Below are 24,373 nucleotides of genomic sequence, written 5' to 3'. Positions count from 1 at the left end.
AAATTAAGAAAAAATTAGATTTAATTACAAATGCTTTAGGACCTTTAAGTGAAAATAGACCTTGAAAAATAATGTTAATTTGATATAATCACGACTTTACTTTTCTTGGGGCTGACTAGGTTTCGACAGGATTAGTAAGGGATTAGCTGCATGCCGTGTTGCTACGTTAAACGCTAAATTAAAATTAAACGCAAACAAAAAAGAATTAGCTCCTGCTTACGCTTACGCTGCGTAAGTTCAGTTGAGCCCTGCGATGCTTAAAGCTTGTAATAGCATTAGCGGGTCATCATTCAAGCTAGTTTAAAGTTTTGGCTAGACTTTAAATAAAATAAAAGCCTTAGTTTTTGCTAAAGTCGTAAGCTGCACTTGGTAAAAATGAATTTAAGCAGCCTACTAAGCATGTAGACGCTGGTTTTGAGCTAGTTTTGGACTGGAGTTCAAATCTCCACAGCTCCACCATTCTTATTTTTTATCATCTTTTTTTTGTTAAAATCAAATAAGTACTTTAAATAATTTAACTTTTTTTTTAATGTTAAAGCTTTAAAAGAATATAAATAGTTTTAGATATCAAATGATTATTGGGTTTGAATGTAAATTATAAAAATATAAAGTATTAAAATGGTTTAATAATGTTTAGTTTAATAAATATTATTACCTATAAAATCCTAAGTATTTTTTATATAAGTGATATATTTTACAAGAAAAATAAAATATTTTAATTTTGTAATTTGCCACTTGCAAAGTTCTAAGAGCTTCTTTAAAAATTTCATCAGCTAAAACAGCGTCTTGGTATTTTTTACTTTTTTTAGCTTGAAGACATAAAAAATCATGAATTACTACTGCTGATAAGTATTCTGGAGAATTTGGTGGAAAGAAACTCCAAAATATTCTAGGTATATTTGCTCCATTTGTAACAAATCCCTTTGGTATTATGATGGTTTGATTTTTGCTTTCATATTTATATTCAAAAGCTAATTCAAATTTATTTTTATCTATTGGTTTTACTACAACTCTTGTCATTTTACTCTAAAGACTGCAAAAATATATCTTTTGCATGAATATATGTTGTATCAAAGACTTTTATATTTTTAAAATCATTTTCGTTAATTAATAGTGCAATTTCAGTGCAAGCTAATAAAATTCCTTCAATATTATGTTTATTTATAATATTTATGAAAGTTTCTTTACTTTTTTGTTTGATAACATTAAAGCAAAGTTCATTAAAAATAATATCATTAATAGTATTTATATCACTATTATTTGGGGTAATTACATTTATTCCTTTTAACTCTTTTTTATAAAAGTCTTCTTGCATAGTGTATTTAGTGCCTAGTAATAAAATATTTTTTATATTATTATGATTTAATTCTTTAAGGCTTGAATGGGCTATATGAATAAATCTAGCTTTTAAATCTTTTTGCAAATCATTTGCAATTTTATGCATAGTATTTGTACAAAGTGCAATTATGTTTGCTCCAGCCTTTTCTAATCTTTTTGCTTCTTTATTTAATAATTCTCCTGCTTTTTGCCATTCGTTATTGTGTTGAAGTTCTTCAATCTCATCAAAATCTACGCTTGATATTAAAATCTTTGCACGAGATAAAGAATTGTGATGAGCTTGGCTAAATTCATTTATTAATTTATAATAAGTTATTGTGCTAGCATAGCTCATCCCACCGATTAGGCCTATCATATTAACCTCTTATTGCGGCATTGATTAAGTCTATAAAACCATCTACATTAAGACTAGCTCCACCTACCAAAACCCCATCGCAAAGTCTTTTGATATCAGCGATATTACTAGAATTTACACTACCACCATATAAAATACTTTGCTTAGTTTTTGAGCGTAAAAAGCTCATAATATTTTCAATATCTTCTAATTTTGCAGCACTTTTACCAATACTATAAATTGGCTCATAAGCTAATATTAATTTATCATATTGCAAATCTATTTTATTTAGTTGTTTATTTAAAAAATCTATGCTTTTATTTTGTTCGTAAGTAGAGTAATCTTCTCCTATGCAATAAATAATTTTTAAATCATTTTCAGCGCAAAATTCAAATTTTTTTGCTAGAAATTCATCTGTTTCGCCTAAATTTCTTCTTTCACAATGTCCTAAAATAATTGTTTTAATTCCAAATTCTAGCAAATGATCTAGTCCAATTTCTCCAGTAAAAGCTCCACTATGAGTTGGATATATATTTTGAGCAGCTTGAATGAAACTAAATTCACTATCAATAAATGAAGTTGCACTTGGAGCTACAATTACTTCAAGATTAGTAAAATCACTAAATCTTAAATAAGCATTAAGTTTTTTAGCGTATTCAGCAAAACCTTTTCTAGTATGATTACATTTAAAATTTGCGGCAATTATCATTAATATTCTTCCTTTAATATAAGTGGTTTTATAGCAGGTAATTCCTTACCTTCAATTAGTTCTAAACTAGCACCACCGCCAGTAGAGATAAAACTAAAATCATCAGCATCTCCTGCACGATTAATAACATCAGCAGTATCTCCACCACCAGCAACGCTAGTAGCATAAGAATCGCTTATATAATGGCTCATTTTAAAGCTACCTTTTGAGAATTTATCAAACTCAAATACTCCCATAGGTCCATTCCACCATATAGTTTGAGCATCACTTAAAATTTCTTTAAATAAAATTGAGCTAGCAGGTCCAATATCAAGCCCCATCCAACCATTTGGTATTTCTTGAACGCTTACTTTCTTTACTACACTATCATTTGAAAAGCTTTGTGCAGCAAGAACATCAACAGGTAAATATAACTTAACGCCTAGTTCTTTTGCAGTTTGCATAATTTGTTTAGCATCTTCAATTAGTTCTTCTTCTACAATTGAATTTCCTATGTTTAATCCGTTTGCTTTAAGGAAAGTAAAAGCCATTCCACCACCAATTATTATCTTATCAACTTTAGGAAGTAGATTGTGTAAAGCTTGTAATTTTCCACTAACTTTACTACCTCCAACAACAGCAACAAAAGGTCTAGCAGGAGATTTTAATAAATCTTGTGCGAAATTAAATTCTTTTTGCAATAAAAACCCAGCGCAAATTTCTTTTGCAAATCTAGTAATTGCTTCTACACTTGAATGTGCTCTATGGCAAACTCCAAAAGCATCATTACAATACACATCACACATTGAAGCTAAATTCTTAGCTAAATCTTCATCGTTTTTTGTTTCACCTTTTATAAATCTTAAATTCTCTAGTAGTAAAATTTCACCTTTTTTTAAGTTTTTAGCTTTATTTTGAGCGTCTTCTCCGATTATATCGTTTGTCATTATAACTTCAGTTCCAAGAAGTTTTGATAATCTTTTTGCAACTGGCTTTAAAGAATATTTATCACTTATTTCTTTTGGTCTACCCAAATGACTTGCAAGAATCACTCTAGCATCATTGTCAAGGCAATATTTAATAGTTGGAATTGCAGATTTTATTCTTCTATCATCACTAATGTTTCCAAATTCATCTTGTGGGACATTAAAATCACATCTAATAAAAACACATTTATTTACTAAATCTACATCTTTTATGGAAATTAAAGGCATATTATTTCTCCTTGCTAATATATTGAGCTAATCTATTTAATTGATATGAATATCCGTATTCATTATCATACCAAGCTAGAACTTTTACAAAATCTTCATCAATTATTTGAGTTAAATCAGGGACAAATATACATCCATAAGTGCTAGTGCAAAAATCACTTGAAACGCAGCAATCGTAATCAATTGCTAGAATTTCATTCATTGTTTTACTTGCTTTTATAAAAGTTTCATTTATTTCATCTTTTGTAGTTTTTTTATCTAACAATAAAGTTAAATCAAGCATTGATACATTTGCTAAGCTAGTTCTAACACTTTGACCATCAACTTTACCTAAAAGGTTAGGTATAACTTTACCTATTGATTTTGCTGCACCTGTGCTTGATGGGACTAGATTTAGTGCTGCTGCGCGACCCCTTCTAATGTCTTTAGGGCATTTTGTATCACATAGTTCTTGAGTTGCTGTATATGCGTGAATTGTATTCATTAAAGCTTTTTTAATACCGAAATTCTCATCTAAAACTTTTGCCATTGGTGCAAGGCAGTTTGTTGTGCAACTTGCATTTGAAATAATAGCTTCGCCGTTATATTTAGTGTGATTTACATCCATTACAAACATAGGTGTATTATCTTTTGGTGGTGCTGACATAATTACTTGTTTAATACCATTGTCTAAATATGCTTTAGTTTTTTCTTGTGTTAAAAATGCTCCCGTGCATTCAAAAACTAAACTAGCTCCATATTTAGCAAAATCAATATTTTCAATTTCTCTACTTCTAATTATTTGAATTCTTTTATTTCCTACTATTAAAATATCTTCTCCATCATTGTCAATTTCTTGATTGAAATTCCCATGAACACTATCGTATTTTAGAAGGTATTTAATACTTTTCATATCCCACGAGCAATTTATTGCTACTAAATTCATTTTGTTTTCATTAAGAATTATTCTACTAAGACATCTACCAATCCTACCAAATCCATTAATCGCTACATTTACTCCCATTTTTAACCCTTTATTTAAAAAATTTGAGATAATACTAATAAAAAAAGGTTAAGAGATTTTGAAAATAGCAATTTTTGGTGGTAGTTTTGACCCAGTTCATTTAGGTCATGAAAAAGTAGTAAAAGCAGCTTTAGATACATTAGATATTGATAAATTAATAATATTGCCAACATATATTAGTTTATTTAAAAATAATTTTAATGCTAGTCCAGAACTTAGATTAAAATGGCTAAAGAGCGTGTTTGTTGAAAGTGATAAATTATTAATAAGTGATTATGAAATATCTCAAAATGAGCCAGTTCCTAGTTTTAAGAGTGTTATGTATTTTAAAAATTTACTAAATTCTAGCTTAATTTATTTTATAATAGGGGCTGATCATTTAAAAACTTTACATAAATGGCATAATTTTGATGAATTATCTAAAAATGTCGTTTTTGTTATAGCTAGTAGGGATAATATTTTTATACCAGATAATTATTTAAGACTTGAAATAAATGAAGATATTTCTTCAAGTTTTATAAGAAATAATTTGATTTTGGAAAAAGTAAATCCTAAAATTAAAGATGAAGTAAAAGAATTTTATAAAGGAAAGTAATGAATAGAAATGAAGATATTATTAAGCTTTTAGATGAAAAAAAAGCAGAGAATGTTGAGTTGATTAATATTAAAGGAAGTGAATATTTTGTAGATGAAGTAATTATTGCAACTATGATTTCTACTAAACAATCTTTTGCAATAATTGAAGATATTAAAGAATTGTTAAAAAAACATAATAGTAAAGTTTATTATGAAGAATGCACTGATGATTGGAGTGTTCTTGATTTAGGAGATTGTTTAATTCATTTAATGAGCCCTGCTTATAGAGATAGATATCAGATTGAAAAATTCTTACTTGAGTTTAAGCGTTAAAAATTTTTTTGTAGTATCGCGTTTATCAATTAAGGAGAAATCATTATGGCTAAAAGAATTTTAATTAAGTTTTCAGGTGAAGCTTTGGCTGGAAAGCAAGGCTTTGGAATAGATACTCATATTTTAAAGTTTATTGCAGGACAAATTAAACAATTAGTAGATGCTGGAACTCAAGTAGGAATTGTTATCGGTGGCGGTAATATTATTCGTGGAGTTAGTGCTGCTAAAGATGGGATAATTAAGCGTGTTAGTGGCGATCATATGGGAATGTTATCTACCGTGATAAACTCAATTGCTATGCAAGAAGCGTTAGAAGGTTGTGGAATTAGTGTAAGAGTTCAGAGTGCTATTCAAATGGAAGCTTTTTGCGAAACTTATATTATGAGAAGAGCGCAAAGACATTTAGAAAAAGGTAGAGTTGTAATTTTTGCAGCAGGAACAGGTAATCCATTTTTTACTACCGATACTGCAGCAGTTTTAAGAGCTATTGAAATTAATGCTGAAATGATTATTAAAGCAACAAAAGTTAATGGTGTATATGATAAAGACCCTATGAAATTTGAAGATGCAAAAAGATATAATGAATTAAGTTACGAACTTGCTATGGGCGATGATATTAAGGTAATGGACGATACAGCAATAGCACTTGCTAAGGATAATAAATTACCAATAGTAGTTTGCAATATGTTTGAAGAAGGTAATATTTTAAAAATTATTAAAGATGATTTTAGCAATTGCTCAATCGTAAAAAATTAATTAAAAGGAATAAAATGAGAACTGAACAAGTAGCAGCAAAAGCATTAGAAAAAGTAGGAAATGATAGATATATTCTATCTTTAATAGTAGCTAAAAGAGCTAGAGAATTAAGCGATGGTGCTGAACCTTTAGTAAAAGTTGAAAAAGGAAAAATGAAATTTACTGATATAGCAATGTTAGAAGTTGCTGAAGAAAAAATTATATTTGATGGTGTAATAAACGAATAAAAAAATGAAAAATATTCTAAGTTTTGAAACATTATTAGAAGACATTAAGCATTGTAATGATTTAAATAAAGCACGGGAATTATTGTATTCACTTTTTTCAAGCACTCCTATGCTTGAAAAAGCTTTAGATTTTTGTATAAAATCACATGAAGGACAATTTAGAAAAAGTGGAGAACCTTATTCTATTCATCCTATTTTAGTTGCGTGTTTTGTAGCTTTCTTTTCAAAAGATGAAAGTATGATTTTAGCAGCACTTTTGCACGATGTTGTAGAAGATACCGAATGCACTCAGGAAGAACTTGTAAAAATGTTCGGACATTCTGTGGGTATTTTAGTTGAAGGTATGACTAAAATAGTTGAGATTAGGGGAGATAATTTAGCTAGTTCAGAATCAAACGAAAAACTTAGAAAATCAGCAATGACTTTTAGAAATATGCTGATGGTTAGCATTGAAGATAGTAGGGTATTGCTTGTTAAATTATGTGATAGATTGCATAATATGCTAACTCTTGATGCGTTAAGAGAAGCAAAACAAAAAAGAATAGCTGAAGAAACTCTAATGGTATATGCACCAATTGCACATAGGCTAGGAATTTCTAGTATTAAAAATTACTTAGAAGATTTGAGCTTTAAATATCTAATGCCAGTAGAATTTAAAGAAATAGCAGATTATTTAAAGGCAAATAATGTGCAATTACAATTAACATTAAATGATTTTATTGAAAAAATAATTAATTTAATGCGTGATAACGGATATATTGAAGATGTAGATTTTAAAATAGAAAAAAGAATAAAACATGTATATTCTATTTTCTTAAAAATGCAAAGAAAAGGCGTTAGTATTGAAGAAGTGCTTGATTTATTGGGGATTAGAATTTTAGTAAAAGATGTTAAAGATTGTTATATAGTTTTAGGACTTTTACATGTGCATTTTAATCCACTTGCTTCAAGATTTAAAGACTATATTGCCTTACCTAAGCAAAATGGTTACCAAACAATCCATACTACTTTATTTGACGCACAATCAATAATAGAAGCACAAATTAGAACATATAAAATGCACGAAACTGCAGAACTTGGAATTGCAGCACATTGGAAATATAAAAATGATAAAGAAGACTATAAAGCTGATTGGGTAAATGATATAGCAACCAATAGTTCTTTAGAAGAAAAAGACAATGATTTGGCATTTTATGAATACGCAAAAGATAGTTTATATGTTGAAGATATTGCAGTTTACTCTCCAAAAGGAGAGATTTTTACATTACCTAGAGGTTCGACTGCTCTTGATTTTGCTTTTGAAGTTCATTCACAAATTGGTCTTAAAGCAAGTCATGCTTATATAAACAGAGTAAAATCTCCATTGCTTACAAGTCTTAAAAATGGGGATATTGTAAGAATTGAGATAGATGATAACGCAAAACCAAGATGCTCTTGGCTTGATAGTGTGGTTACTGCTAGAGCTAAAGCTATGATTAAATCACATTGTAAACAAAGAATTTCAAGTATAGACCAAAAAGCTGGGTTAAGAATTTTGCAAACTATTTTTAGTGCTGATGAAGACAAAATAAATACTTGGATTGCAAATGAAAAACTATCAAAAAATGTTAAAAAATGCACTACAGATAATATTACTTTAAGTAAGGTTATAGATAGTCTTAAAAAATATTCAAAAAGAATTTGGCTAGTTAAAAATTATGATTTAAAAAAACAAAGAATAGAAAATCTTGTTGTATATTCAAACTATAAAATAAATAATGTGGATTTTGATTATTGTTGTAACCCAAAAAGAGGTGATGATATAGTTGCTTTTAAACATAATCATTCTGTTACAATTCATAATAAATTATGTGAAAGAGCAAGTAAATTAATGGAAGATTCTAAAGAAGAAATGGTGCTAATTAAATGGTCTAAGCATGCTCCTAAAAATTATAAAATGATTTTTTCTTTAGAGAATAAAAAAGGCACATTACTAGCATTATTAACAGAATTACTAAAACTACAAATCAATGTTAATAGTATTAATATTACAAAAAATGCTGATAGTTTATTGGAGTATTTTGAAATAGTTTTTGAAGTACCTGATAATCAAAATATAGAAATAGCAAAAGAAAAAATCAAAACAAAATGTAAAATCTATGAGTTTATATCATTAAAAGACGCTTATAGTGAATAAAGGATAAAGATGAATTTGAATGAAATTTATAATGATTTAGAACGCGGTGTATCAGAATTTATTGATTTAGAAAAAATTAAGAATTTGATTAAAAATTACTATGAAAAGGGCGAAGTATTTTATGTAAAAGCTGGGTTTGACCCAACTGCACCTGATTTACATTTAGGTCATAGTGTTATTTTAAACAAAATGAGATTTTTACAAAATCATGGTGCTATAGTTCAATTTTTAATAGGAGATTTCACTGCTCAAATAGGTGATCCAACAGGCAAAAGTGCTACTAGAAAACAATTAAGCAAGGAAGAAGTTTTAAAAAATGCAAAAACTTATGAAGAGCAAGTTTTTAAAATTTTAGATAAAGAAAAAACTGAATTAAAATTTAATTCAACTTGGCTTAATGCTTTAGGAGCAGTTGGCATAGTTGAACTTACATCAACTTTTAGTGTAGCTAGAATGCTTGAGAGAGATGATTTTACGAAAAGATTTAAAGAACAAAGCCCTATATCAATTAGCGAATTTTTATATCCACTTTTACAAGGTTATGATAGCGTTGCATTAAAATGTGATATTGAAATGGGTGGAACTGACCAAAAATTTAATTTATTAATGGGAAGAACATTACAAAGAACTTATAATACAGGTAAAGAACAAGGTATTATAATGTTACCACTTTTAGTAGGTCTTGATGGTGTTAATAAAATGAGTAAGAGTTTGGGTAATTATATCGGAGTTAGTGAAGAACCAAATTCTATGTATGCAAAATTACTTAGTATAAGTGATGAATTAATGAAAGAATATTACAATCTTTTAAGCTTTAAGACGACAAAAGAAATTAATGATATTTTTGACAATATTAAAAACAATACTCTACATCCAAAGGTTGCTAAAGAAAATTTGGCTTTAGAAATAGTTGAGAGATTTTGGGGTAAAGATTTAGCAATTAATGCGAAAAATGAGTTTGATAATATTCATAGTAAAAATGAAATTCCAAGTGATATTGCGGAGTTTAATTTTGATGAAGAACAATGGATTGTAAAACTAATGCAAGATACTAATTTGGCAAGTTCAGGTAGTGAAGCAAGAAGAGCTATAAAAGCTAATTCTGTAAGTGTTAATGGAGAAAAAATTAGCGATGAACAACTAAAAATAAGCAATGGTGAATTTATAATTCAAGTTGGAAAAAGAAAATTTGCAAAAGTAATAATAAAAGGATAATAATGAGCTTACCAGAATTAAAAATAAGAAATTTTACATTAAAAGTGCCGGTATTTCAAGGAGGTATGGGACTTGGAATAAGTTGGGATAAATTAGCTGGTAATGTTAGTTTAAATGGAGCTTTAGGTATTATTAGTTCGGTTGGAACTGGGTTTTATGAAAATAGAGCACATATTAACAAAGAACTAAATGGCAAACCTTATGGAAGTGAGAATTTTTATTCTACAAAAGGACTTAATGCTGTAATTACTAATGCTAGAAAAATCTGCAATGACTCACCATTAGGCTGTAATATAATGCATGCGTCAAATGAATATGAAAGAATAGTAAAAGACGCTTGCAATGTCGGTTTTAATGCAATTATTAGTGGTGCAGGATTACCTACAAATTTGCCAGAATTTACTAAAGACTTTCCTGATGTTGCATTAATTCCTATTGTATCATCAGCAAAAGCTCTTAAAATAATTTGTAAAAGATGGACTCAAAGATACGATAGATTGCCTGATGCAGTTGTTCTTGAAGGGCCTTTAAGTGGTGGTCATCAAGGATTTACATACGAGCAATGTATAGACCCAAATTATCAATTAGAAAAATTAATTCCTGAAGTAAGAGCTGAACTTAATGAATGGGGAGATAATATTCCTTTAATTGCAGCTGGTGGAATTTGGAATAAAAATGACATTTTAAATGCTATTAGTTTAGGTGCAAATGGGGTTCAAATGGGAACAAGATTTATAGGAACTTATGAATGTGATGCTGCACTTGAATTTAAACAAGTATTATTAGATGCTAAAAAAGAAGATATAGAATTGCTAAAAAGTCCTGTTGGCTATCCTGCTCGTGGTATTAGAACAAACCTTCAAAAAATGATAGAAGAAGGCACTGCTCCTAAAATTTCTTGTATAGCAAATTGTGTTGCACCATGTGAGCGTGGTAGGGGCGCTAAAAAGGTAGGATATTGTATTGCCGAAAGACTTTATGATGCTTATAGTGGAAAAAAGGAAAGTGGATTATTTTTTACAGGTGCTAATGGATATAGATTAAATAAGTTAATTAGTGTTAAAGAGTTGATTGAAAAATTAGTTAATGGTGAAGATGAATAAAATCTTACTATTATTACTAAGCGTTGTTTTGTTTGCTAGTAGTTTAAATGAAGAATTTGTTAATTTTGATAAGAGTTTTTTATTATCTAGCAAAACAGAACAATTAGCAATTCATCAGAGATTAAAAACTATATATATTAAAAGTATAATTTCTGATGATATTGATACCAAAAAAGAAGTTTTAAAAAGAATTATTTTAAGTTCAAAAACATTAAAACTTGACTCATCTACATATCAAAAAGAATTACAAGATTTAGGTATTAATCCTAATAAGATTTCATTTAATAACATAAATAATACTGATGCAAAAAAGACTAAAGATATAGCTAAAGAGCAAAAATCAATTAATACTCAAAATACCAAAACACAAAATACTAAAACTACAACAAATACTTTAAATTCTAAAAATATAAATAGTCAAAATAAGCCAGAAACAAAACAAGAAGAAGTAAAAAAAACTTATATAACTAAAATTAATAAGGCAAATAACACAATAGAAATATCATTAAAAGGAGATTTTGATAATAATATAAAAAGTATTATCTATAATACAAAAGAATTAAAAAATAAAATATTGGAATTTAATGCTGCTTTAGATATAGGAAAACAAAATTTCATAGATAAAAATTATGAAGTAAGTTTGGTTCAATTTAATCCGGAAAAAGTAAGATTTGTATTAAGGTCAAAATCTGATTTGAAATTAGATTATAAGATTGATAATAATGTTTTACTCATTACTATAGATGGTAATTTGCAAGAGCAAAATAAGCAAGAAAATACTACTCAAATAAAAAAATCTTCAGTTGAAGATAAAAAAGAATTAGATAATAATACTAAAGTAAATAATAATGTAAAAAACGCTACTACTAACGATAAAAACAAACAAGAAAGTAGTATAAATACGAAGCTAGATAGTAATGATAATGCTGCAAATAATATTGCAAATGATAAAAACAAAAAACCTATAACAATTACAAAAGCCGTTAAAAAAGATAATGGGGTTTTATTGACTTTAAACAACTCTTTATCAAATGATGATATTAAAACTTTTAGCTATAACAACAATCAAATTTTAGAATTTGACGCAGTTTTAAATGGTGGTAGGAAGAATTATGATTTTAAAACATACTCTATTAGTGTTTTACAATTTAATCCTAAAAAGGCAAGAGTGGTTTTATACTCTAAGAATACTAAAAAAATATTTTTTAATATAAATAATAATTCTTTAGAAGTAAGCACTGATGAGATTAGTGAAAAATTTGAAGTTGGATTTAAAAAATCAAATTTATTAATTACTTTAGACGCAGGTCATGGTGGAAAAGATGTAGGTGCAACTGCTTTTGGCAGATATGAGAAAAACATTACTCTATCAATAGTTCTAAAATTAGAAAAAGCTCTAAAAAACAAAGGGTATAAAGTATTTTTAACAAGAAAAAAAGATGTTTATATAAATCTAAGAGATAGAACTAAAATGGCAAATGATAAAAAAAGTGATTTATTTATAAGTATTCACGCAAATTCTATCGGGGATAAGACAAAATTTGATAAAATATATGGAATTGAGACATATTTTCTCTCTCCAGCTAGAAGCGAAAGAAGTAAAAACGCAGCTGCAATAGAAAATAAAAGTGATATTGAAGAGATGAATTATTTTTCTAAACAAACTTTTTTGAATTTTTTAAATAGAGAAAAAATTATTTCATCTAATAAGTTAGCTATTGATATACAAGGTGGTATTTTAAATAATATACCTAAGGGATATTTAAAGCGAGATGGTGGCGTAAAAGAAGCTCCTTTTTGGGTTTTAGTTGGTGCTTTAATGCCTGCTGTTTTGATTGAAGTTGGCTATATATCACATCCTATTGAAGGTAAAAATATCGCAGATAGTGCTTATCAGGATTATTTGGTAAATGGTATTGTAAATGGAATTGAGAGTTATTTTGTTAAAAACAAATAAGGAAGTTTTATGAAAAAGGCGAATTGGATTTTAAAAAATGATGAGATTTTTTCTTTAGATTTTGATGATTTTTATTACAACATAAAAGAACCTTTAAAAGAAAGAAATGGAATTTATATAGATAATGCTTTTAGTAACGCATTTAATAAATTAACTATTTTAGAACTTGGTTTTGGATTGGGTTTAAATTTCTTTTTAAGCGCAAAAAGAGCTATTGATTTAGGCATAAAACTCCATTATGTAGCGATTGAAAATTATTACCAAAGTATTGATGATATAAGATATTTTTGTAATAAATTTGGTATAGAGTTAAATAATAATTTTATTAATGATTACCCACCTTGTAAAGATGGAATTTATAGAATAGAATTTGATGGCGTTGTTCTTGACTTGGTATTTCAAGATGTAAATATTGCTTTAAAAGATTTAGATTTTTTAGCTGATGTTGTATATGCTGATGGTTTTTCTCCTAATAAAAATAAAGAAATGTTTTCTAAAGAGACTTTAAAATATGTCAAAAAGCTATTAAAATTAACTGGTAAATTAGTTAGTTATAGTTCAAATTCTGATTTTAAAAAATCTTTAATTGAATTAGGATTTGAAATACACGATATTAATTTGGGAATAAAAAGAGAAAGCACTCTTGCTATATTAAAACATAAAGATTTGCAAGATGATATAGAAGGATATTTTCATAAAAACTATTTAGAAGTTAATAATATAGCAATTATTGGTGGTGGTATTGCAGGTGCTACAATAGCTTATGAACTATCAAAGTTAGGTAAAACTATTAGTGTATTTGAGCAAAGCCATACTTTAGCAAACGAAGGAAGTGGAAATAAAATAGGGTTATTAACAGCATTAATTCAAAATCCATCAAGTTTGTTAGGAGAATTTAGTCAGTTTTCGTTTTGGCATAGCTCAAAATTTTATAAAAAATTAGGCTATAACCTAGAAGGGATATTAGAGCACGCATATACTGATGAATTAAGAGAAAGATTTAAACTGCAAAAGGATAATCCATTAATTAAATTACATTTTGATTTTGCATATTTAAAAGATGGTGGGACATTAGAACCCTGTAAATTAGTTCCTAAAATTTTTGCAAAATCTAATACTAGGATATTTTTAAATTATAAACTAAATAGTTTTAGAGAATTTTATGATAGAGTTGAGCTTGATTTTGATAATAAGACTATGATTTTTGATGCTGTAATATTTGCTAGTGGTGCATATTCTAAAGAAATCTTTAGTAATTTACCATTATCAGTAGTAAGAGGTCAGGCAACTTGGCTAAAAAATAAAATTAAATATAAGCACCCAATTAGCTCAAAAGCTTATATAACTGGAGCAAAAGATGGGATTATTTTATTAGGTGCTACTTATGATAGAAACTTAATTGCTGAAGCAAGTAGAGAGTATGATGATATTAATATAAATAATTTTAAAGAAATTTTTAAAGCTGATTTTAGTGATTTGGTAATAGGTAATAGGGTTGGTTATAGAAGTTATTCTTCAGATAGATTTCCTATTGTTGGAGCTTATTTCAATGAAGAAAAATATAAAAATCTTTATAAATCTTTACAATTTGATAAACATAAACCGCAAGTAAATTCTCCAAGAAGTAGGATTTTTATAAATACAGCTCATGGTTCAAGGGGTTTATCTAGTGCGATAACATCTGCAAGATTAATTGCTAGTTATTTTAACAACACACCTAGTGGAATGTTTAAAAGATACGAACACGCACTTCATCCTGCTAGATTTTTAATAAGGGATTTAAAAAAAGGCTTAGTTAAAGATTAGGAATTTAAATTTCTAATTTTGCTATTAAAAACTAATAACAATTCAATATTAATTTCTTTAAAAAAGCGTAATTTTTATATTTTAGTATTAAAAATATATATTGATTTAGCACAAACTTAATTATATTTTTTATTTAAAACTAGTGCGAAAAAATACCAAATAATTATTTAAAAATGTTAAAGTTAGGGCTATTAAATTATCAGGATTTGTATTGAAAAAGATTGTATTTTTATTAATTAGTGCTTTTGTTTTTTCAAAGGAATTAAGTGATGAAAAGTTATTTAAATTAGCCGAGACAATTAGCGGAAGAAATGTTGAGTGTAACGGACATGATTATTTTGTAAATTTAAATAATTATATAGATGAGCTAAATAAAGCTTATAATGATAAAAATATTTATCAAAATCCTATAAAAGATTATGATAAATATTATGATTATTTTCAATATTGGGCTTATCAAAGCATTGGCAATAAAAGATTATTTGATGAGTTTAATAATGAAATAAATAATTTTTGTAGCAATAACAAGGAGCATTTTATAAAGCTTTCTTCTAAAAATTATCAAAAATCTTGTGAGAATTTTACTCAAAGGCTAGGAATGAGAGCTTTTGGCTCTATTAATAAATTTATTAAGCTTGATGATATTTATATTGAATTTTTAAAGATAGAAAATCCAGAAGATAGCATTGCATATCTTAACGAAATTAGCCCAAATTATTATCAGTTAGATTTTTTATTAAAAATAGCTTTATTAGCTAAAAAAGATATGAAAATAATAGAGTTTTTAGCTAAAAATAATACAAATATTAATTCAGGTTATGAGAGTGCGATTTTTTATGCACTTGATTATTATGAAGCATTAGAATATTTATTAGAAAACAAAGCCAATGTTAATTATGTAAATGCTCTTGGTAAAAGTGCGATTTTTTATGCAGTTGAAATCAGTGATATTAAAACTATAAAATTACTTATAAAATATGGGGCTAATCTTAATTTACAACAAATTGATAGTGAAGAAGAGCTAAAAACAAATCTTCCTTATTATATTTCTTTTTGCTCTTACATTCATCCTGCAAAGACTTTGGTAATACACGCAGCGTCTTTAGCGAATTTAAATACCTTAAAATTGCTTATAGAAAATAAGGCTGATTATACGATAAGCGATAATTTTGGATTAAATGCACTAGATTATGCGATGATTTATAACAATAAAGAAAATATTGAGTATTTAAAAAAATTAGGATTAAAGGAGAAAGAACAATGAAAACAGCGTTTGTAACAGGTGCTAGTAGTGGTTTTGGAAAAGCGATTGCTAAAAGACTTTTAAAGAATAATTATAAAGTAGTAGTTCTTGCAAGACGCAAGGAAAAATTATTAGAATTTGAAAATGAATTTAAAAATAATGTATATATAGCAGAAGCTGATGTAAGAGATATAAATGCTTTAAAAAATGTTGTAAATAATTTACCTAATGATTTTAATAAAATTGATGTTTTAGTTAATTCAGCAGGATTAGCATTGGGTTTAGGAGAGTTTTATAAATTAGATTTAGCAGATATTGAAACTATGGTTGATACTAATATAAAAGGGCTTTTATATGTAACTCATTTGATTTTACCAAGAATGCTTGAAAACGGCGGACACATATTTAATTTTGGTTCAGTTGCTGCTAATAATCCTTATTTTGGTGGTAATGTATATGCAGGAACTAAAGCTTTTGTGGGTCAATTTAGCCACGCATTAAGAAATGATGTAAGAAAAAATAATATAAAAATTACTGATATTGCACCGGGATTATGTAAGACAGAATTTAGCGAAGTGCGTTTTAAAGGCGATAAAATTGCAGCTGATAAAGTTTATGAAAATACAAAATACCTTGATGCAGAAGATATTGCTGATGCAGTTATTAGTATTATTAATTTAAAAGACCATGTAAATATAAATAGAATAGAACTAATGCCTGTTACTCAAACTTGGGCAGGTTTTCACATACAAAAGGATAATGAATGAAATATTTAAAAATAGAAGGTAATGCAAAATTAAGTGGTAGCGTAGAAATTAGTGGAGCTAAAAATGCAGCTTTACCATTACTTGCTGCTGCTTTACTTATTAAAGGAAAATGCACTTTAACAAATCTTCCTTTAGTATCAGATATTAAGACTATGTTAAGATTGCTTGAGAATTTAGGAGCTACATATGAACTAAACAATCATAGCGTTACAATTGATTCAAGTAATGTATTTAATACAAAAGCACTTTATGATATTGTTCGCAAAATGCGTGCTAGCATATTGGTTTTAGGACCTTTGCTTAGTAGATTTAAAATTTGCGAAGTATCTTTACCAGGTGGCTGTGCTATAGGACAACGCCCAATTGATATGCACTTAAGTGCTTTAGAGAAAATGGGTGCTAATATTGAATTAGTTGATGGCTATGTAAAAGCTAGTGGAGAGTTGGTTGGAGCTAAAATACATTTTGATAAAATTTCTGTTGGTGCTACTGAAAATACAATTTTAGCAGCAGTTTATGCTAAAGGTGTAACTACTATAATAAATGCAGCTTGTGAGCCTGAAATCGTTAATTTATGTGAGTTTTTAGTAAAAGCAGGTGTTAATATAAAAGGTATTGGGACAAATACTATTGAAATCACAGGAGTAACCAAATTAAATACTGATTTTACTTGCGAAATTATTCCTGATAGAATTGAAGCAGGAACATATCTTTGTGCAGGTGCTATTACAAAATCAAATATAGAAGTTAAAAATATAATTCCAGAGCATTTAGGTGCATTATTATCAAAATTTGATGAAATGGGAATTAAATACGAAACTTTAAAAAATAGTATTAAAGTATATTCAAGCGATTATAAAGCGGCAAATATCAAAACTAGCGAATATCCAGGCTTTCCTACTGATATGCAAGCTCAATTTATGGCTTTATGTCTTAAGGCAAATGGAGAAAGCATTATTGATGAAAGATTATTTGAAAATCGTTTTATGCATGTAAGTGAGCTAAATCGTATGGGTGCAAATATCAAGCTAAATGGACATATTGCTAATGTTAAGACTTCTAATTTACAAGGTGCTGAAGTGATGGCAACTGATTTAAGAGCTAGTTCGGCATTAATTTTAGCTGCACTTGCTGCAAATGGGACTACTAATATTCATAGAATTTATCATTTAGAGCGTGGATATGAGAATTTGTGTGAGAAATTAAGTAAATTAGGTGCGAAATTAGTTGAATTAAAGGAAGAAGAATGACAATTAATGAAGCGTTAGAAAATATAAAATCACTTAATCACACTCAAAACACCGAAATTATTAATTTATTTGATGCAAAAGGAAGAGTTTTAGCGAATGATTTTTATGCTAAATGCAATGCTCCTTTATTTACAAATTCTGCAATGGATGGCTATGCTTTAAAGGCTAGTGAGTTTAAAAATGGTCTTAAAGTTTTAAAGACTATTTTTGCAGGAGATATGAGTGAATGCGAGATTAAAAGTGGCGAATGTGTAAAGATTATGACAGGTGCAAGAGTGCCAAAGGGTGCTGATAGTGTTTTAATGGTTGAAAACTCTATTATTAAAGATGATTTAATGTATGCTACAAGTGATAATTTAAAAGTAGGTGAAGCTATAAGATATGAAGGCGAAGAATACAAAAAAGGCGAATTAATTATCAAAAAAGGCGTAATTACTGATGAAATTATTATGATTTTAGCTAGTAATGGAGTTTTTAATATTGAAGTTATTAAAGAAATAAAAGTTGGTATTTTTGCAAGTGGTCTTGAGATTATTGAGCCTTATTCAAATGGATTTGGTGTTTATAATTCTAATGCTTATGGAATTTATTCTGCTTTTAAGAGTTTTTCTAAACCTTATTATTTAGGGGTTTTAAAAGATGAATATGAGTTCGTTTTAAATTCTTTAAAAGGTGCTTTAGATAATTTTGATTTAGTTGTAAGTATCGGAGCTGCAAGTGTAGGTGATGCTGACTTTATCAAAAAAGCTTTAGATGAGCTAGGTTTTAAGCCTATTTTTACTAAGGTAAAAATGAAACCTGCAGGTCCTGTTAGCTTATATTTTAAAGATAATAAATATATTTTGGTTTTACCGGGTAATCCTATGAGCGCTTATATTGGGGCTTTAATTTATGCAAGAGCTTTAATTTATAAAATGCAAGGAATTGTATATGAAAAGCCAAGCTTTTTATATCCTATATCAATGGATTTAAAGATTAAAAATAATAAAGAAAATGTAGTTATTGGAAATATTATAAATGATACTTTTGTTCCGTTTAATAATGCAAAACTTAGTAGCGGACAAATTACCCCATTAAATAAATGCACTCATTACATAATTTGTCCTATTGATTGTGATATTAAGCAAAACGATAAAGTAAGAGTTTATGAACAAAGTATTTAGTTTATTTGTATTAAGTGGGGTTTTGTTTGCTAATAATTTAAGCGATGAATTATTAAAACATTGGAAAAAACAAGATGAATTTTTAGAAATAAAAAGCCTTAGTTTTAATCCTAATATTAATAATTGCAAAATTATTACATATCCAAATCTTGGCAAACAAGGATTTTTTAAAGCAAATTGCAATGATAAAGATATGCAAATATCTTTTAAATTACAAGCTCTTACTAAGGTTTATATTTTAAAAAAAGATGTCTTAAAAGATGAAGAAATAGGACTATTTGATTTAAAAAGTGAAAAAATTGATTTTTCAAAATTACCTTATAATGCTTTAAGAACACTTGATAATAGTATTAAGTTTAAAAGCAAAGTAAGAGCAGGTAGTATTATAAAAACCTCTATGCTAATGCCAAATTATTTAATTAATAAAGATGATAGTGTAGTTGGTATTTTAGATGATGGAGATTTGAGTGTGTTTGTTGATTTAATAGCCTTGCAAAGTGGAGTAAAAGGTCAAAGAATTCGCCTTAAAAACACTCAAGGACACAATCTAACTGGCGAAATAATTAATGAAAAACAGGTCTTAATAAAATGAGATTTTTAGTAGCGATTAATGGAGCTAGTGGAGTTAATTTGGCTTTAAAATTAGCTAAGGTATTAAGCAAAGAAAATGAAGTATATTTAATCCTTAGTAAAGGTGCTTTAAAGGTTTTAAAAGAAGAAAATAATAAAAAATTGAAAAAATACATTAAAAATACAAATATTACTCTTTTAAAAAATGATGATTTAGCTGCACCTGTATCAAGTGGGAGTTTTAAGCTTGATGCAGCGTTTTATTATGCTAGTAGTGATTTTTTAGCAAAGGCTAGTTATGGTTTTAGTGATACTTTAATTCTAAGAAGTTTTACCGTAAATCTTAAAGAAAATAGAAAAATCATAATAGCTCCAAGAGAAATGCCATTAAATGAATTAATGCTTAAAAATATTTTAAAATTAAATAAATTAGGCTGTATAATAGCCCCTGCAATTTACGCTAAATATTCTAAGAGTTCTTTTAAAGAATTTGTAATAGGTAAATGGTGTGATTTGCTTGGAGTTGAATATAAAAAATTTAAAAGATGGAAAAGCGAATGAAAAAAGCAATTTATCCAGGCACATTTGATCCGATAACAAATGGGCATTTAGATGTAATAAAAAGGGCTTTAAAAATTTTTGATAAATTAATAATAGCAGTTGCTAAAAATGATAAAAAAAAGCCTGATTATGATTTAGAAACTAGGATTAATTTAGTAAAAAATGCAACAAATGGATTGAATGTAGAAGTAATAGGGTTTGACAATTTATTAGTAGATTTTGCAAAAGAGCAAAAAATATATACCATTGTAAGGGGTTTAAGGGCTGTGAGTGATTTTGAATACGAGTTACAAATGCACTATGCAAATGCTGAATTAAACGAAGAAATTGACACTATTTATTTAATGCCAAGCCTTAAAAATGCCTTTATTTCAAGCTCAATTGTAAGAAGCATTAAAGCTCATGGTGGAGATATTTCAAAATTAGTTCCATCTAGTATTTTAAAGGATTTAAAATGAATTATTACGCTTTTGAAGGAATTGATACTCTAGGCAAAAGCACTCAAATTAAGCTTTTACAAGAATTACCAAATTCTTATTTTAAATTCCAGCCGATTTTTGTAAAAGAACCCGGCGAAACTACTTTAGGAATAAAATTAAGAGAATTGATTTTAAATGACGAAATGAGTAAAAAGGCTAGAATGTTTTTGTTTTTAGCTGATAGGGCTGAATTATTTTCAAAAATTGATTTTGCTAAAGAATTTATTATAGCTGATAGGAGTTTGTTTTCTCATTTAGCTTATGAAGTTGATAGTGATTACAAACAATTATTGGATTTTAATTTATTTGCAACTAATAATGTTTTACCTAATCATATAATATTTTTTAAAGGCAGTAAGGAATTATTAGAAAGTAGATTAAATAATAAAAGCCTTGATAAAATAGAGCAAAAAGGCGTAGAATATTTTTTAAAAGTTCAAGAAAATTATGAAGCGATTTTTAAGGCTTTAAATTTAAAAGTTTTTACAATAGATGCAAGTCTTAGTATAGATAAAATAAATACAATGATTAAGGAGTATATAAATGATACATGCAATTAAAGGAATGAATGATTTATTAGATGATGATGCGTTAATTTACGAAAAGATTATAAAAACTTGTGAAGAAGTAGCAAAAACTTATGGTTATAGCTATATTGAAGTGCCACATTTAGAAGTTACTCCGCTTTTTAAAAGAAGCGTAGGAGAAAGTAGCGATATAGTTGGTAAAGAAATGTATGAGTTTTTAGATAAAAGCGGGGATAGTGTATGTCTTAGACCTGAAGGAACTGCTGGGGTTGTAAGAGCTTTTATTGAACATAAGATGGATAAAGCTGGAGTTGTTAAAAGATGGTTTTATCACGGCTCAATGTTTCGCTATGAAAAACCACAAAGAGGTCGTTATAGAGAATTTCATCAATTTGGCTTAGAGTGTTTTAATATAGCTAATGTTTATGAAGACGCTAGTGTGATTATGATACTTGCTAAAATCTTTAAAAAACTTGATATTAATTATACTTTAAAAATCAATTCTTTAGGCTCGCCTGAATGCCTTCAAAACTATAGAAAAGCATTAAGAGAATATATTGCAAACATTGAAAATAGTTCTGGTTTTAAATTCTGTGCTGATTGTGCTAAAAGAACACAAACTAATGTTATTAGAGTATTAGATTGTAAAAACGATGAATGTGCTAAACACTTAATAAACGCTCCTAAATTAAGTGAGTTTTTAGATGATGAGAGTAGGGCTGATTTTATTAAATTACAAGAGATTTTAAAAGATAATGAGATTAGTTTTGTAATTGATGAAAGATTGGTTCGCGGGCTTGATTATTATTCAAAAACAGCATTTGAGTTTGAAAGTAGCGAAATAGGTGCAAAGGCTGCAATAGCTGGTGGTGGAAGATATGATTATTTGGTTGAGTATTTAGGCGGAGCTAAAAGCTATGGCGTTGGATTTGCTATGGGTGTTGAGCGTGTTATGGATATTTTAAGAAGTAAAAATATAGAGCAAAAATTACAAAATACTTATTTTTGTATATTAGATGAAGAATTATTGCCAATTGCTTATAAATTAGTTGATAATTTAAGAGAAAACGGAAAAACAATTAATCTAAATTACGAAGCAAAAAAATTAGCAAAACATTTAAATATAGCAAATAAACAAAACTATAAATACTTTATTGCAATTGGTAGTGATGAAGCTAGTAAAAATGAAGTATTTTTTAAAGATTTAGAAAGTGGCGAACAAAAAAGTATAAAATACGATGAATTAAAGGAAATTTTATGAATGATTATGGCATAGATATTTGGGGAGATGATAATTTTATCATTAAAAATGGCAAGGTATGTTTAAAATATGGAAGCGAACCTGCCATTATTGATATAGTAAATACTCTTTTAGATGATGGATATAAAGGTCCTATAATTTTAAGATTTAATCATTTGATTAAAAAACAAATAGAACAAATCTATATAAATTTTAATAATGCCATTAAAGAATTTGATTATCGTGGTAGTTTTAATGCTGTTTATCCACTAAAAGTCAATCAATTTCCTGGTTTTGTAAAAAGTCTTGTAAAACTTGGTAAAAATCTAAATTATGGTCTTGAAGCTGGTAGTAAAGGAGAATTATTATTAGCTATGGCTTATAACAACGAAAATGCTCCAATAACTGTTAATGGTTTTAAAGATAAAGAACTAATAACAATGGGCTTTATCGCTGCTGAAATGGGGCATAATATAACTTTAACTATTGAAGGTATTAATGAGCTTGAAGTAATTATCAAAACAGCAAAAGAGCGTTTTGGGATAAAACCAAAAATCGGTCTTAGAGTAAGGCTACATTCTTTAGGTAGTGGCACTTGGGCTAAAAGTGGTGGGATTAATTCAAAATTTGGTCTAACATCAACTGAATTAATAGAAGCAGTAGGGCTTTTAAAAGAAAATGATTTATTAGATTGTTTTACTATGATACATTTTCATATAGGTTCACAAATTAATGAAATACATCCTTTAAAAAAAGCTTTAAGTGAAGCAGGAAATATTTATTTTGAATTACGCAAAATGGGTGCAAATAACCTTGAAAATATTGATATTGGTGGTGGTTTAGCAATTGAGTATTCACAATTTCAAAAGACTTCTCAAAGAAACTATACTTTAAGCGAATATGCAAATGATATTGTATTTATTCTAAAAACTCTTGCAGCACAAAAACAAGAAATAGAGCCAAATATTTATATAGAAAGTGGTCGTTTTGTAAGCGGTTCTCACGCAGTATTAGTAGCACCTGTTCTTGAACTATTTTCTCAAGAATATTCAGAAAGCAAAATGCAGTTAAAAGAAAAAAACCCACAATTAATAGATGAATTATGCGATTTATACAAAAATATAAAGCCAAGCAATGCAGTAGAATATATGCACGATAGTTATGATCATTTAGATAGTATTTTAACCTTATTTGACTTAGGATATGTAGATTTACAAGACCGCTCAAATGCCGAAATATTGGTTCATCTAATAGGTAAAAAAGCAGTTTCTATGCTAAGTCCAAAACATTTATTAAGAACTCAAAAAGAAGTTCAAGAAAGATATTTGGTCAATTTTTCAATGTTTCAAAGTTTGCCAGATTTTTGGGGCTTAGGGCAAGAATTTCCTATAATGCCACTTGATAGATTAGATACTCAACCAACAAGATCAGCTAGTATTTGGGATATAACTTGTGATAGTGATGGAGAAATATCGTTTGATGCTGCTAAGCGTCCTTTATTTTTACACGATGTTGATGTAGAGCAAGAAGATTATTTCTTAGGATTTTTCTTAGTTGGTGCTTATCAAGAAGTATTAGGAATGAAGCATAATTTATTTACCCATCCAACTCAAGTTAGTATTGATATTGATGATAAAGGTTATGAGATTGAAAGTATTATTGAAAGTCAATCAATTAGGGATATTTTAGAAGATTTAGACTACGATATTCGTGAAATTGATGAAAAAATTCAAGATAAAATAAATTCTTCGGAATTAATAAATGAAAAAACTAAAAAACATATTTTAGGTGAGCTTTTCATATTTATGCACGATAATGGATATTTAAAGAAAATTTAAAAGGAGAGA

General features: G+C 27.8%; 24 protein-coding genes and 1 other RNA gene. 20 read left to right on the top strand and 5 right to left on the bottom strand.

Annotated features, from left to right (window positions below; translation table 11 throughout):
* The first annotated feature begins 107 nt into the window (after positions 1 to 107).
* Positions 108 to 459, top strand: a transfer-messenger RNA (tmRNA) gene (gene ssrA / locus AVBRAN_RS05075).
* A gap of 192 nt (positions 460 to 651) precedes the next feature.
* On the opposite strand, the gene AVBRAN_RS05070 is transcribed toward ssrA, so the two are convergent.
* The 5 genes from AVBRAN_RS05070 to gap are packed head-to-tail and all read right to left on the bottom strand — an operon-like array spanning position 652 to position 4,577.
* A complete protein-coding gene (locus AVBRAN_RS05070; RefSeq protein ID WP_214117583.1) occupies positions 652 to 1,020 on the bottom strand; it encodes a DUF1353 domain-containing protein in 369 nt (122 codons plus the stop codon).
* 1 nt (position 1,021) lies between these two features.
* Positions 1,022 to 1,693, bottom strand: a complete 672-nt coding sequence (locus AVBRAN_RS05065; RefSeq protein ID WP_239802622.1) for an amino acid racemase — start codon at positions 1,691 to 1,693, stop codon at positions 1,022 to 1,024.
* A 1-nt stretch (position 1,694) separates the two neighbouring features.
* A complete protein-coding gene (locus AVBRAN_RS05060; RefSeq protein WP_214117581.1) occupies positions 1,695 to 2,381 on the bottom strand; it encodes a triose-phosphate isomerase in 687 nt (228 codons plus the stop codon).
* Positions 2,381 to 3,574, bottom strand: coding sequence for a phosphoglycerate kinase (locus tag AVBRAN_RS05055; protein WP_239803712.1), 1,194 nt, complete (start codon positions 3,572 to 3,574; stop codon positions 2,381 to 2,383). The genes AVBRAN_RS05060 and AVBRAN_RS05055 overlap by 1 nt, the downstream gene beginning before the upstream one ends.
* Position 3,575: 1 nt before the next feature.
* On the bottom strand, positions 3,576 to 4,577 hold the full coding sequence (gene gap, locus AVBRAN_RS05050) for a type I glyceraldehyde-3-phosphate dehydrogenase (RefSeq protein WP_214117579.1): 1,002 nt from the start codon (positions 4,575 to 4,577) through the stop codon (positions 3,576 to 3,578).
* A gap of 58 nt (positions 4,578 to 4,635) precedes the next feature.
* Here gap and nadD point away from each other — a divergent pair, with 58 nt between their 5' ends.
* The 19 genes from nadD (at position 4,636) to speA (ending at position 24,364) form a co-directional block, all read left to right on the top strand.
* The gene (nadD, locus tag AVBRAN_RS05045) at positions 4,636 to 5,172 is read left to right on the top strand and encodes a nicotinate (nicotinamide) nucleotide adenylyltransferase (RefSeq protein ID WP_214117578.1); all 537 of its coding nucleotides are present in this window, start codon (positions 4,636 to 4,638) and stop codon (positions 5,170 to 5,172) included.
* A complete protein-coding gene (gene rsfS / locus AVBRAN_RS05040; RefSeq protein ID WP_214117577.1) occupies positions 5,172 to 5,486 on the top strand; it encodes a ribosome silencing factor in 315 nt (104 codons plus the stop codon). The genes nadD and rsfS overlap by 1 nt, the downstream gene beginning before the upstream one ends.
* A gap of 39 nt (positions 5,487 to 5,525) precedes the next feature.
* On the top strand, positions 5,526 to 6,242 hold the full coding sequence (gene pyrH, locus AVBRAN_RS05035) for a UMP kinase (protein WP_214117620.1): 717 nt from the start codon (positions 5,526 to 5,528) through the stop codon (positions 6,240 to 6,242).
* 14 nt (positions 6,243 to 6,256) lie between these two features.
* Positions 6,257 to 6,469, top strand: a complete 213-nt coding sequence (locus AVBRAN_RS05030; protein ID WP_214117576.1) for a DNA-directed RNA polymerase subunit omega — start codon at positions 6,257 to 6,259, stop codon at positions 6,467 to 6,469.
* Between the two features lie 4 nt (positions 6,470 to 6,473).
* Complete coding sequence (locus AVBRAN_RS05025) at positions 6,474 to 8,645, top strand: RelA/SpoT family protein (protein ID WP_214117575.1); 2,172 nt, start codon at positions 6,474 to 6,476, stop codon at positions 8,643 to 8,645.
* Positions 8,646 to 8,654: 9 nt separating this feature from the next.
* Positions 8,655 to 9,860: a tyrosine--tRNA ligase gene (gene tyrS / locus AVBRAN_RS05020; RefSeq protein ID WP_239803711.1), complete on the top strand. Its 1,206-nt coding sequence runs from the start codon at positions 8,655 to 8,657 to the stop codon at positions 9,858 to 9,860.
* A 2-nt stretch (positions 9,861 to 9,862) separates the two neighbouring features.
* Positions 9,863 to 10,963, top strand: a complete 1,101-nt coding sequence (locus AVBRAN_RS05015; RefSeq protein ID WP_214117573.1) for a nitronate monooxygenase family protein — start codon at positions 9,863 to 9,865, stop codon at positions 10,961 to 10,963.
* On the top strand, positions 10,956 to 12,920 hold the full coding sequence (locus AVBRAN_RS05010) for an N-acetylmuramoyl-L-alanine amidase (protein ID WP_239803710.1): 1,965 nt from the start codon (positions 10,956 to 10,958) through the stop codon (positions 12,918 to 12,920). Before AVBRAN_RS05015 ends, AVBRAN_RS05010 begins: the two co-directional genes overlap by 8 nt.
* Before the next feature lie 9 nt (positions 12,921 to 12,929).
* Entirely contained in the window at positions 12,930 to 14,726 is a 1,797-nt protein-coding gene (gene mnmC / locus AVBRAN_RS05005; RefSeq protein ID WP_214117571.1) for a bifunctional tRNA (5-methylaminomethyl-2-thiouridine)(34)-methyltransferase MnmD/FAD-dependent 5-carboxymethylaminomethyl-2-thiouridine(34) oxidoreductase MnmC, read from the top strand.
* Positions 14,727 to 14,937: 211 nt separating this feature from the next.
* Complete coding sequence (locus tag AVBRAN_RS05000) at positions 14,938 to 15,990, top strand: ankyrin repeat domain-containing protein (protein ID WP_214117570.1); 1,053 nt, start codon at positions 14,938 to 14,940, stop codon at positions 15,988 to 15,990.
* Positions 15,987 to 16,736 carry an SDR family NAD(P)-dependent oxidoreductase gene (locus AVBRAN_RS04995; RefSeq protein WP_214117569.1) on the top strand — a complete coding sequence of 250 codons (750 nt, stop codon included), beginning with the start codon at positions 15,987 to 15,989 and terminating at the stop codon, positions 16,734 to 16,736. Before AVBRAN_RS05000 ends, AVBRAN_RS04995 begins: the two co-directional genes overlap by 4 nt.
* On the top strand, positions 16,733 to 17,986 hold the full coding sequence (gene murA, locus AVBRAN_RS04990; RefSeq protein ID WP_214117568.1) for a UDP-N-acetylglucosamine 1-carboxyvinyltransferase: 1,254 nt from the start codon (positions 16,733 to 16,735) through the stop codon (positions 17,984 to 17,986). Before AVBRAN_RS04995 ends, murA begins: the two co-directional genes overlap by 4 nt.
* Positions 17,983 to 19,149, top strand: a complete 1,167-nt coding sequence (locus tag AVBRAN_RS04985) for a molybdopterin molybdotransferase MoeA (RefSeq protein WP_239803709.1) — start codon at positions 17,983 to 17,985, stop codon at positions 19,147 to 19,149. Before murA ends, AVBRAN_RS04985 begins: the two co-directional genes overlap by 4 nt.
* Positions 19,133 to 19,741 (top strand): flagellar basal body P-ring formation chaperone FlgA, encoded by a 609-nt coding sequence (flgA, locus tag AVBRAN_RS04980; protein WP_239803708.1) that lies wholly within the window; start codon positions 19,133 to 19,135, stop codon positions 19,739 to 19,741. The genes AVBRAN_RS04985 and flgA overlap by 17 nt, the downstream gene beginning before the upstream one ends.
* Positions 19,738 to 20,280: a UbiX family flavin prenyltransferase gene (locus AVBRAN_RS04975; protein WP_239803707.1), complete on the top strand. Its 543-nt coding sequence runs from the start codon at positions 19,738 to 19,740 to the stop codon at positions 20,278 to 20,280. The genes flgA and AVBRAN_RS04975 overlap by 4 nt, the downstream gene beginning before the upstream one ends.
* Positions 20,277 to 20,738, top strand: a complete 462-nt coding sequence (gene coaD / locus AVBRAN_RS04970) for a pantetheine-phosphate adenylyltransferase (RefSeq protein WP_239803706.1) — start codon at positions 20,277 to 20,279, stop codon at positions 20,736 to 20,738. The genes AVBRAN_RS04975 and coaD overlap by 4 nt, the downstream gene beginning before the upstream one ends.
* Positions 20,735 to 21,319, top strand: a complete 585-nt coding sequence (gene tmk / locus AVBRAN_RS04965) for a dTMP kinase (RefSeq protein WP_239803705.1) — start codon at positions 20,735 to 20,737, stop codon at positions 21,317 to 21,319. Before coaD ends, tmk begins: the two co-directional genes overlap by 4 nt.
* The gene (gene hisS / locus AVBRAN_RS04960) at positions 21,303 to 22,547 is read left to right on the top strand and encodes a histidine--tRNA ligase (protein WP_239803704.1); all 1,245 of its coding nucleotides are present in this window, start codon (positions 21,303 to 21,305) and stop codon (positions 22,545 to 22,547) included. Before tmk ends, hisS begins: the two co-directional genes overlap by 17 nt.
* Positions 22,544 to 24,364: a biosynthetic arginine decarboxylase gene (gene speA, locus AVBRAN_RS04955; RefSeq protein ID WP_214117561.1), complete on the top strand. Its 1,821-nt coding sequence runs from the start codon at positions 22,544 to 22,546 to the stop codon at positions 24,362 to 24,364. The genes hisS and speA overlap by 4 nt, the downstream gene beginning before the upstream one ends.
* Positions 24,365 to 24,373: the final 9 nt, after the last annotated feature.

The organism is Campylobacter sp. RM12651 (assembly GCF_022369475.1).
In the GTDB taxonomy this organism is placed as follows: Bacteria; Campylobacterota; Campylobacteria; order Campylobacterales; family Campylobacteraceae; genus Campylobacter_E.
This window is presented reverse-complemented; position numbering and strand designations above follow the sequence as displayed.

Excerpts from the sequence above, each read along its gene's own strand:
- tyrS (WP_239803711.1), top strand. The coding sequence starts at position 8,655 with ATGAATTTGAATGAAATTTATAATGATTTAGAACGCGGTGTATCAGAA.
- AVBRAN_RS05025 (WP_214117575.1), top strand. The coding sequence starts at position 6,474 with ATGAAAAATATTCTAAGTTTTGAAACATTATTAGAAGACATTAAGCAT.
- AVBRAN_RS05055 (WP_239803712.1), bottom strand. The coding sequence starts at position 3,574 with ATGCCTTTAATTTCCATAAAAGATGTAGATTTAGTAAATAAATGTGTT.
- gap (WP_214117579.1), bottom strand. The coding sequence starts at position 4,577 with ATGGGAGTAAATGTAGCGATTAATGGATTTGGTAGGATTGGTAGATGT.
- coaD (WP_239803706.1), top strand. The coding sequence starts at position 20,277 with ATGAAAAAAGCAATTTATCCAGGCACATTTGATCCGATAACAAATGGG.
- flgA (WP_239803708.1), top strand. The coding sequence starts at position 19,133 with ATGAACAAAGTATTTAGTTTATTTGTATTAAGTGGGGTTTTGTTTGCT.
- speA (WP_214117561.1), top strand. The coding sequence starts at position 22,544 with ATGAATGATTATGGCATAGATATTTGGGGAGATGATAATTTTATCATT.
- AVBRAN_RS04985 (WP_239803709.1), top strand. The coding sequence starts at position 17,983 with ATGACAATTAATGAAGCGTTAGAAAATATAAAATCACTTAATCACACT.
- murA (WP_214117568.1), top strand. The coding sequence starts at position 16,733 with ATGAAATATTTAAAAATAGAAGGTAATGCAAAATTAAGTGGTAGCGTA.
- AVBRAN_RS05060 (WP_214117581.1), bottom strand. The coding sequence starts at position 2,381 with ATGATAATTGCCGCAAATTTTAAATGTAATCATACTAGAAAAGGTTTT.
- rsfS (WP_214117577.1), top strand. The coding sequence starts at position 5,172 with ATGAATAGAAATGAAGATATTATTAAGCTTTTAGATGAAAAAAAAGCA.
- AVBRAN_RS05065 (WP_239802622.1), bottom strand. The coding sequence starts at position 1,693 with ATGATAGGCCTAATCGGTGGGATGAGCTATGCTAGCACAATAACTTAT.
- AVBRAN_RS05030 (WP_214117576.1), top strand. The coding sequence starts at position 6,257 with ATGAGAACTGAACAAGTAGCAGCAAAAGCATTAGAAAAAGTAGGAAAT.
- mnmC (WP_214117571.1), top strand. The coding sequence starts at position 12,930 with ATGAAAAAGGCGAATTGGATTTTAAAAAATGATGAGATTTTTTCTTTA.
- hisS (WP_239803704.1), top strand. The coding sequence starts at position 21,303 with ATGATACATGCAATTAAAGGAATGAATGATTTATTAGATGATGATGCG.
- tmk (WP_239803705.1), top strand. The coding sequence starts at position 20,735 with ATGAATTATTACGCTTTTGAAGGAATTGATACTCTAGGCAAAAGCACT.
- AVBRAN_RS05010 (WP_239803710.1), top strand. The coding sequence starts at position 10,956 with ATGAATAAAATCTTACTATTATTACTAAGCGTTGTTTTGTTTGCTAGT.
- AVBRAN_RS04975 (WP_239803707.1), top strand. The coding sequence starts at position 19,738 with ATGAGATTTTTAGTAGCGATTAATGGAGCTAGTGGAGTTAATTTGGCT.
- AVBRAN_RS04995 (WP_214117569.1), top strand. The coding sequence starts at position 15,987 with ATGAAAACAGCGTTTGTAACAGGTGCTAGTAGTGGTTTTGGAAAAGCG.
- AVBRAN_RS05015 (WP_214117573.1), top strand. The coding sequence starts at position 9,863 with ATGAGCTTACCAGAATTAAAAATAAGAAATTTTACATTAAAAGTGCCG.
- AVBRAN_RS05070 (WP_214117583.1), bottom strand. The coding sequence starts at position 1,020 with ATGACAAGAGTTGTAGTAAAACCAATAGATAAAAATAAATTTGAATTA.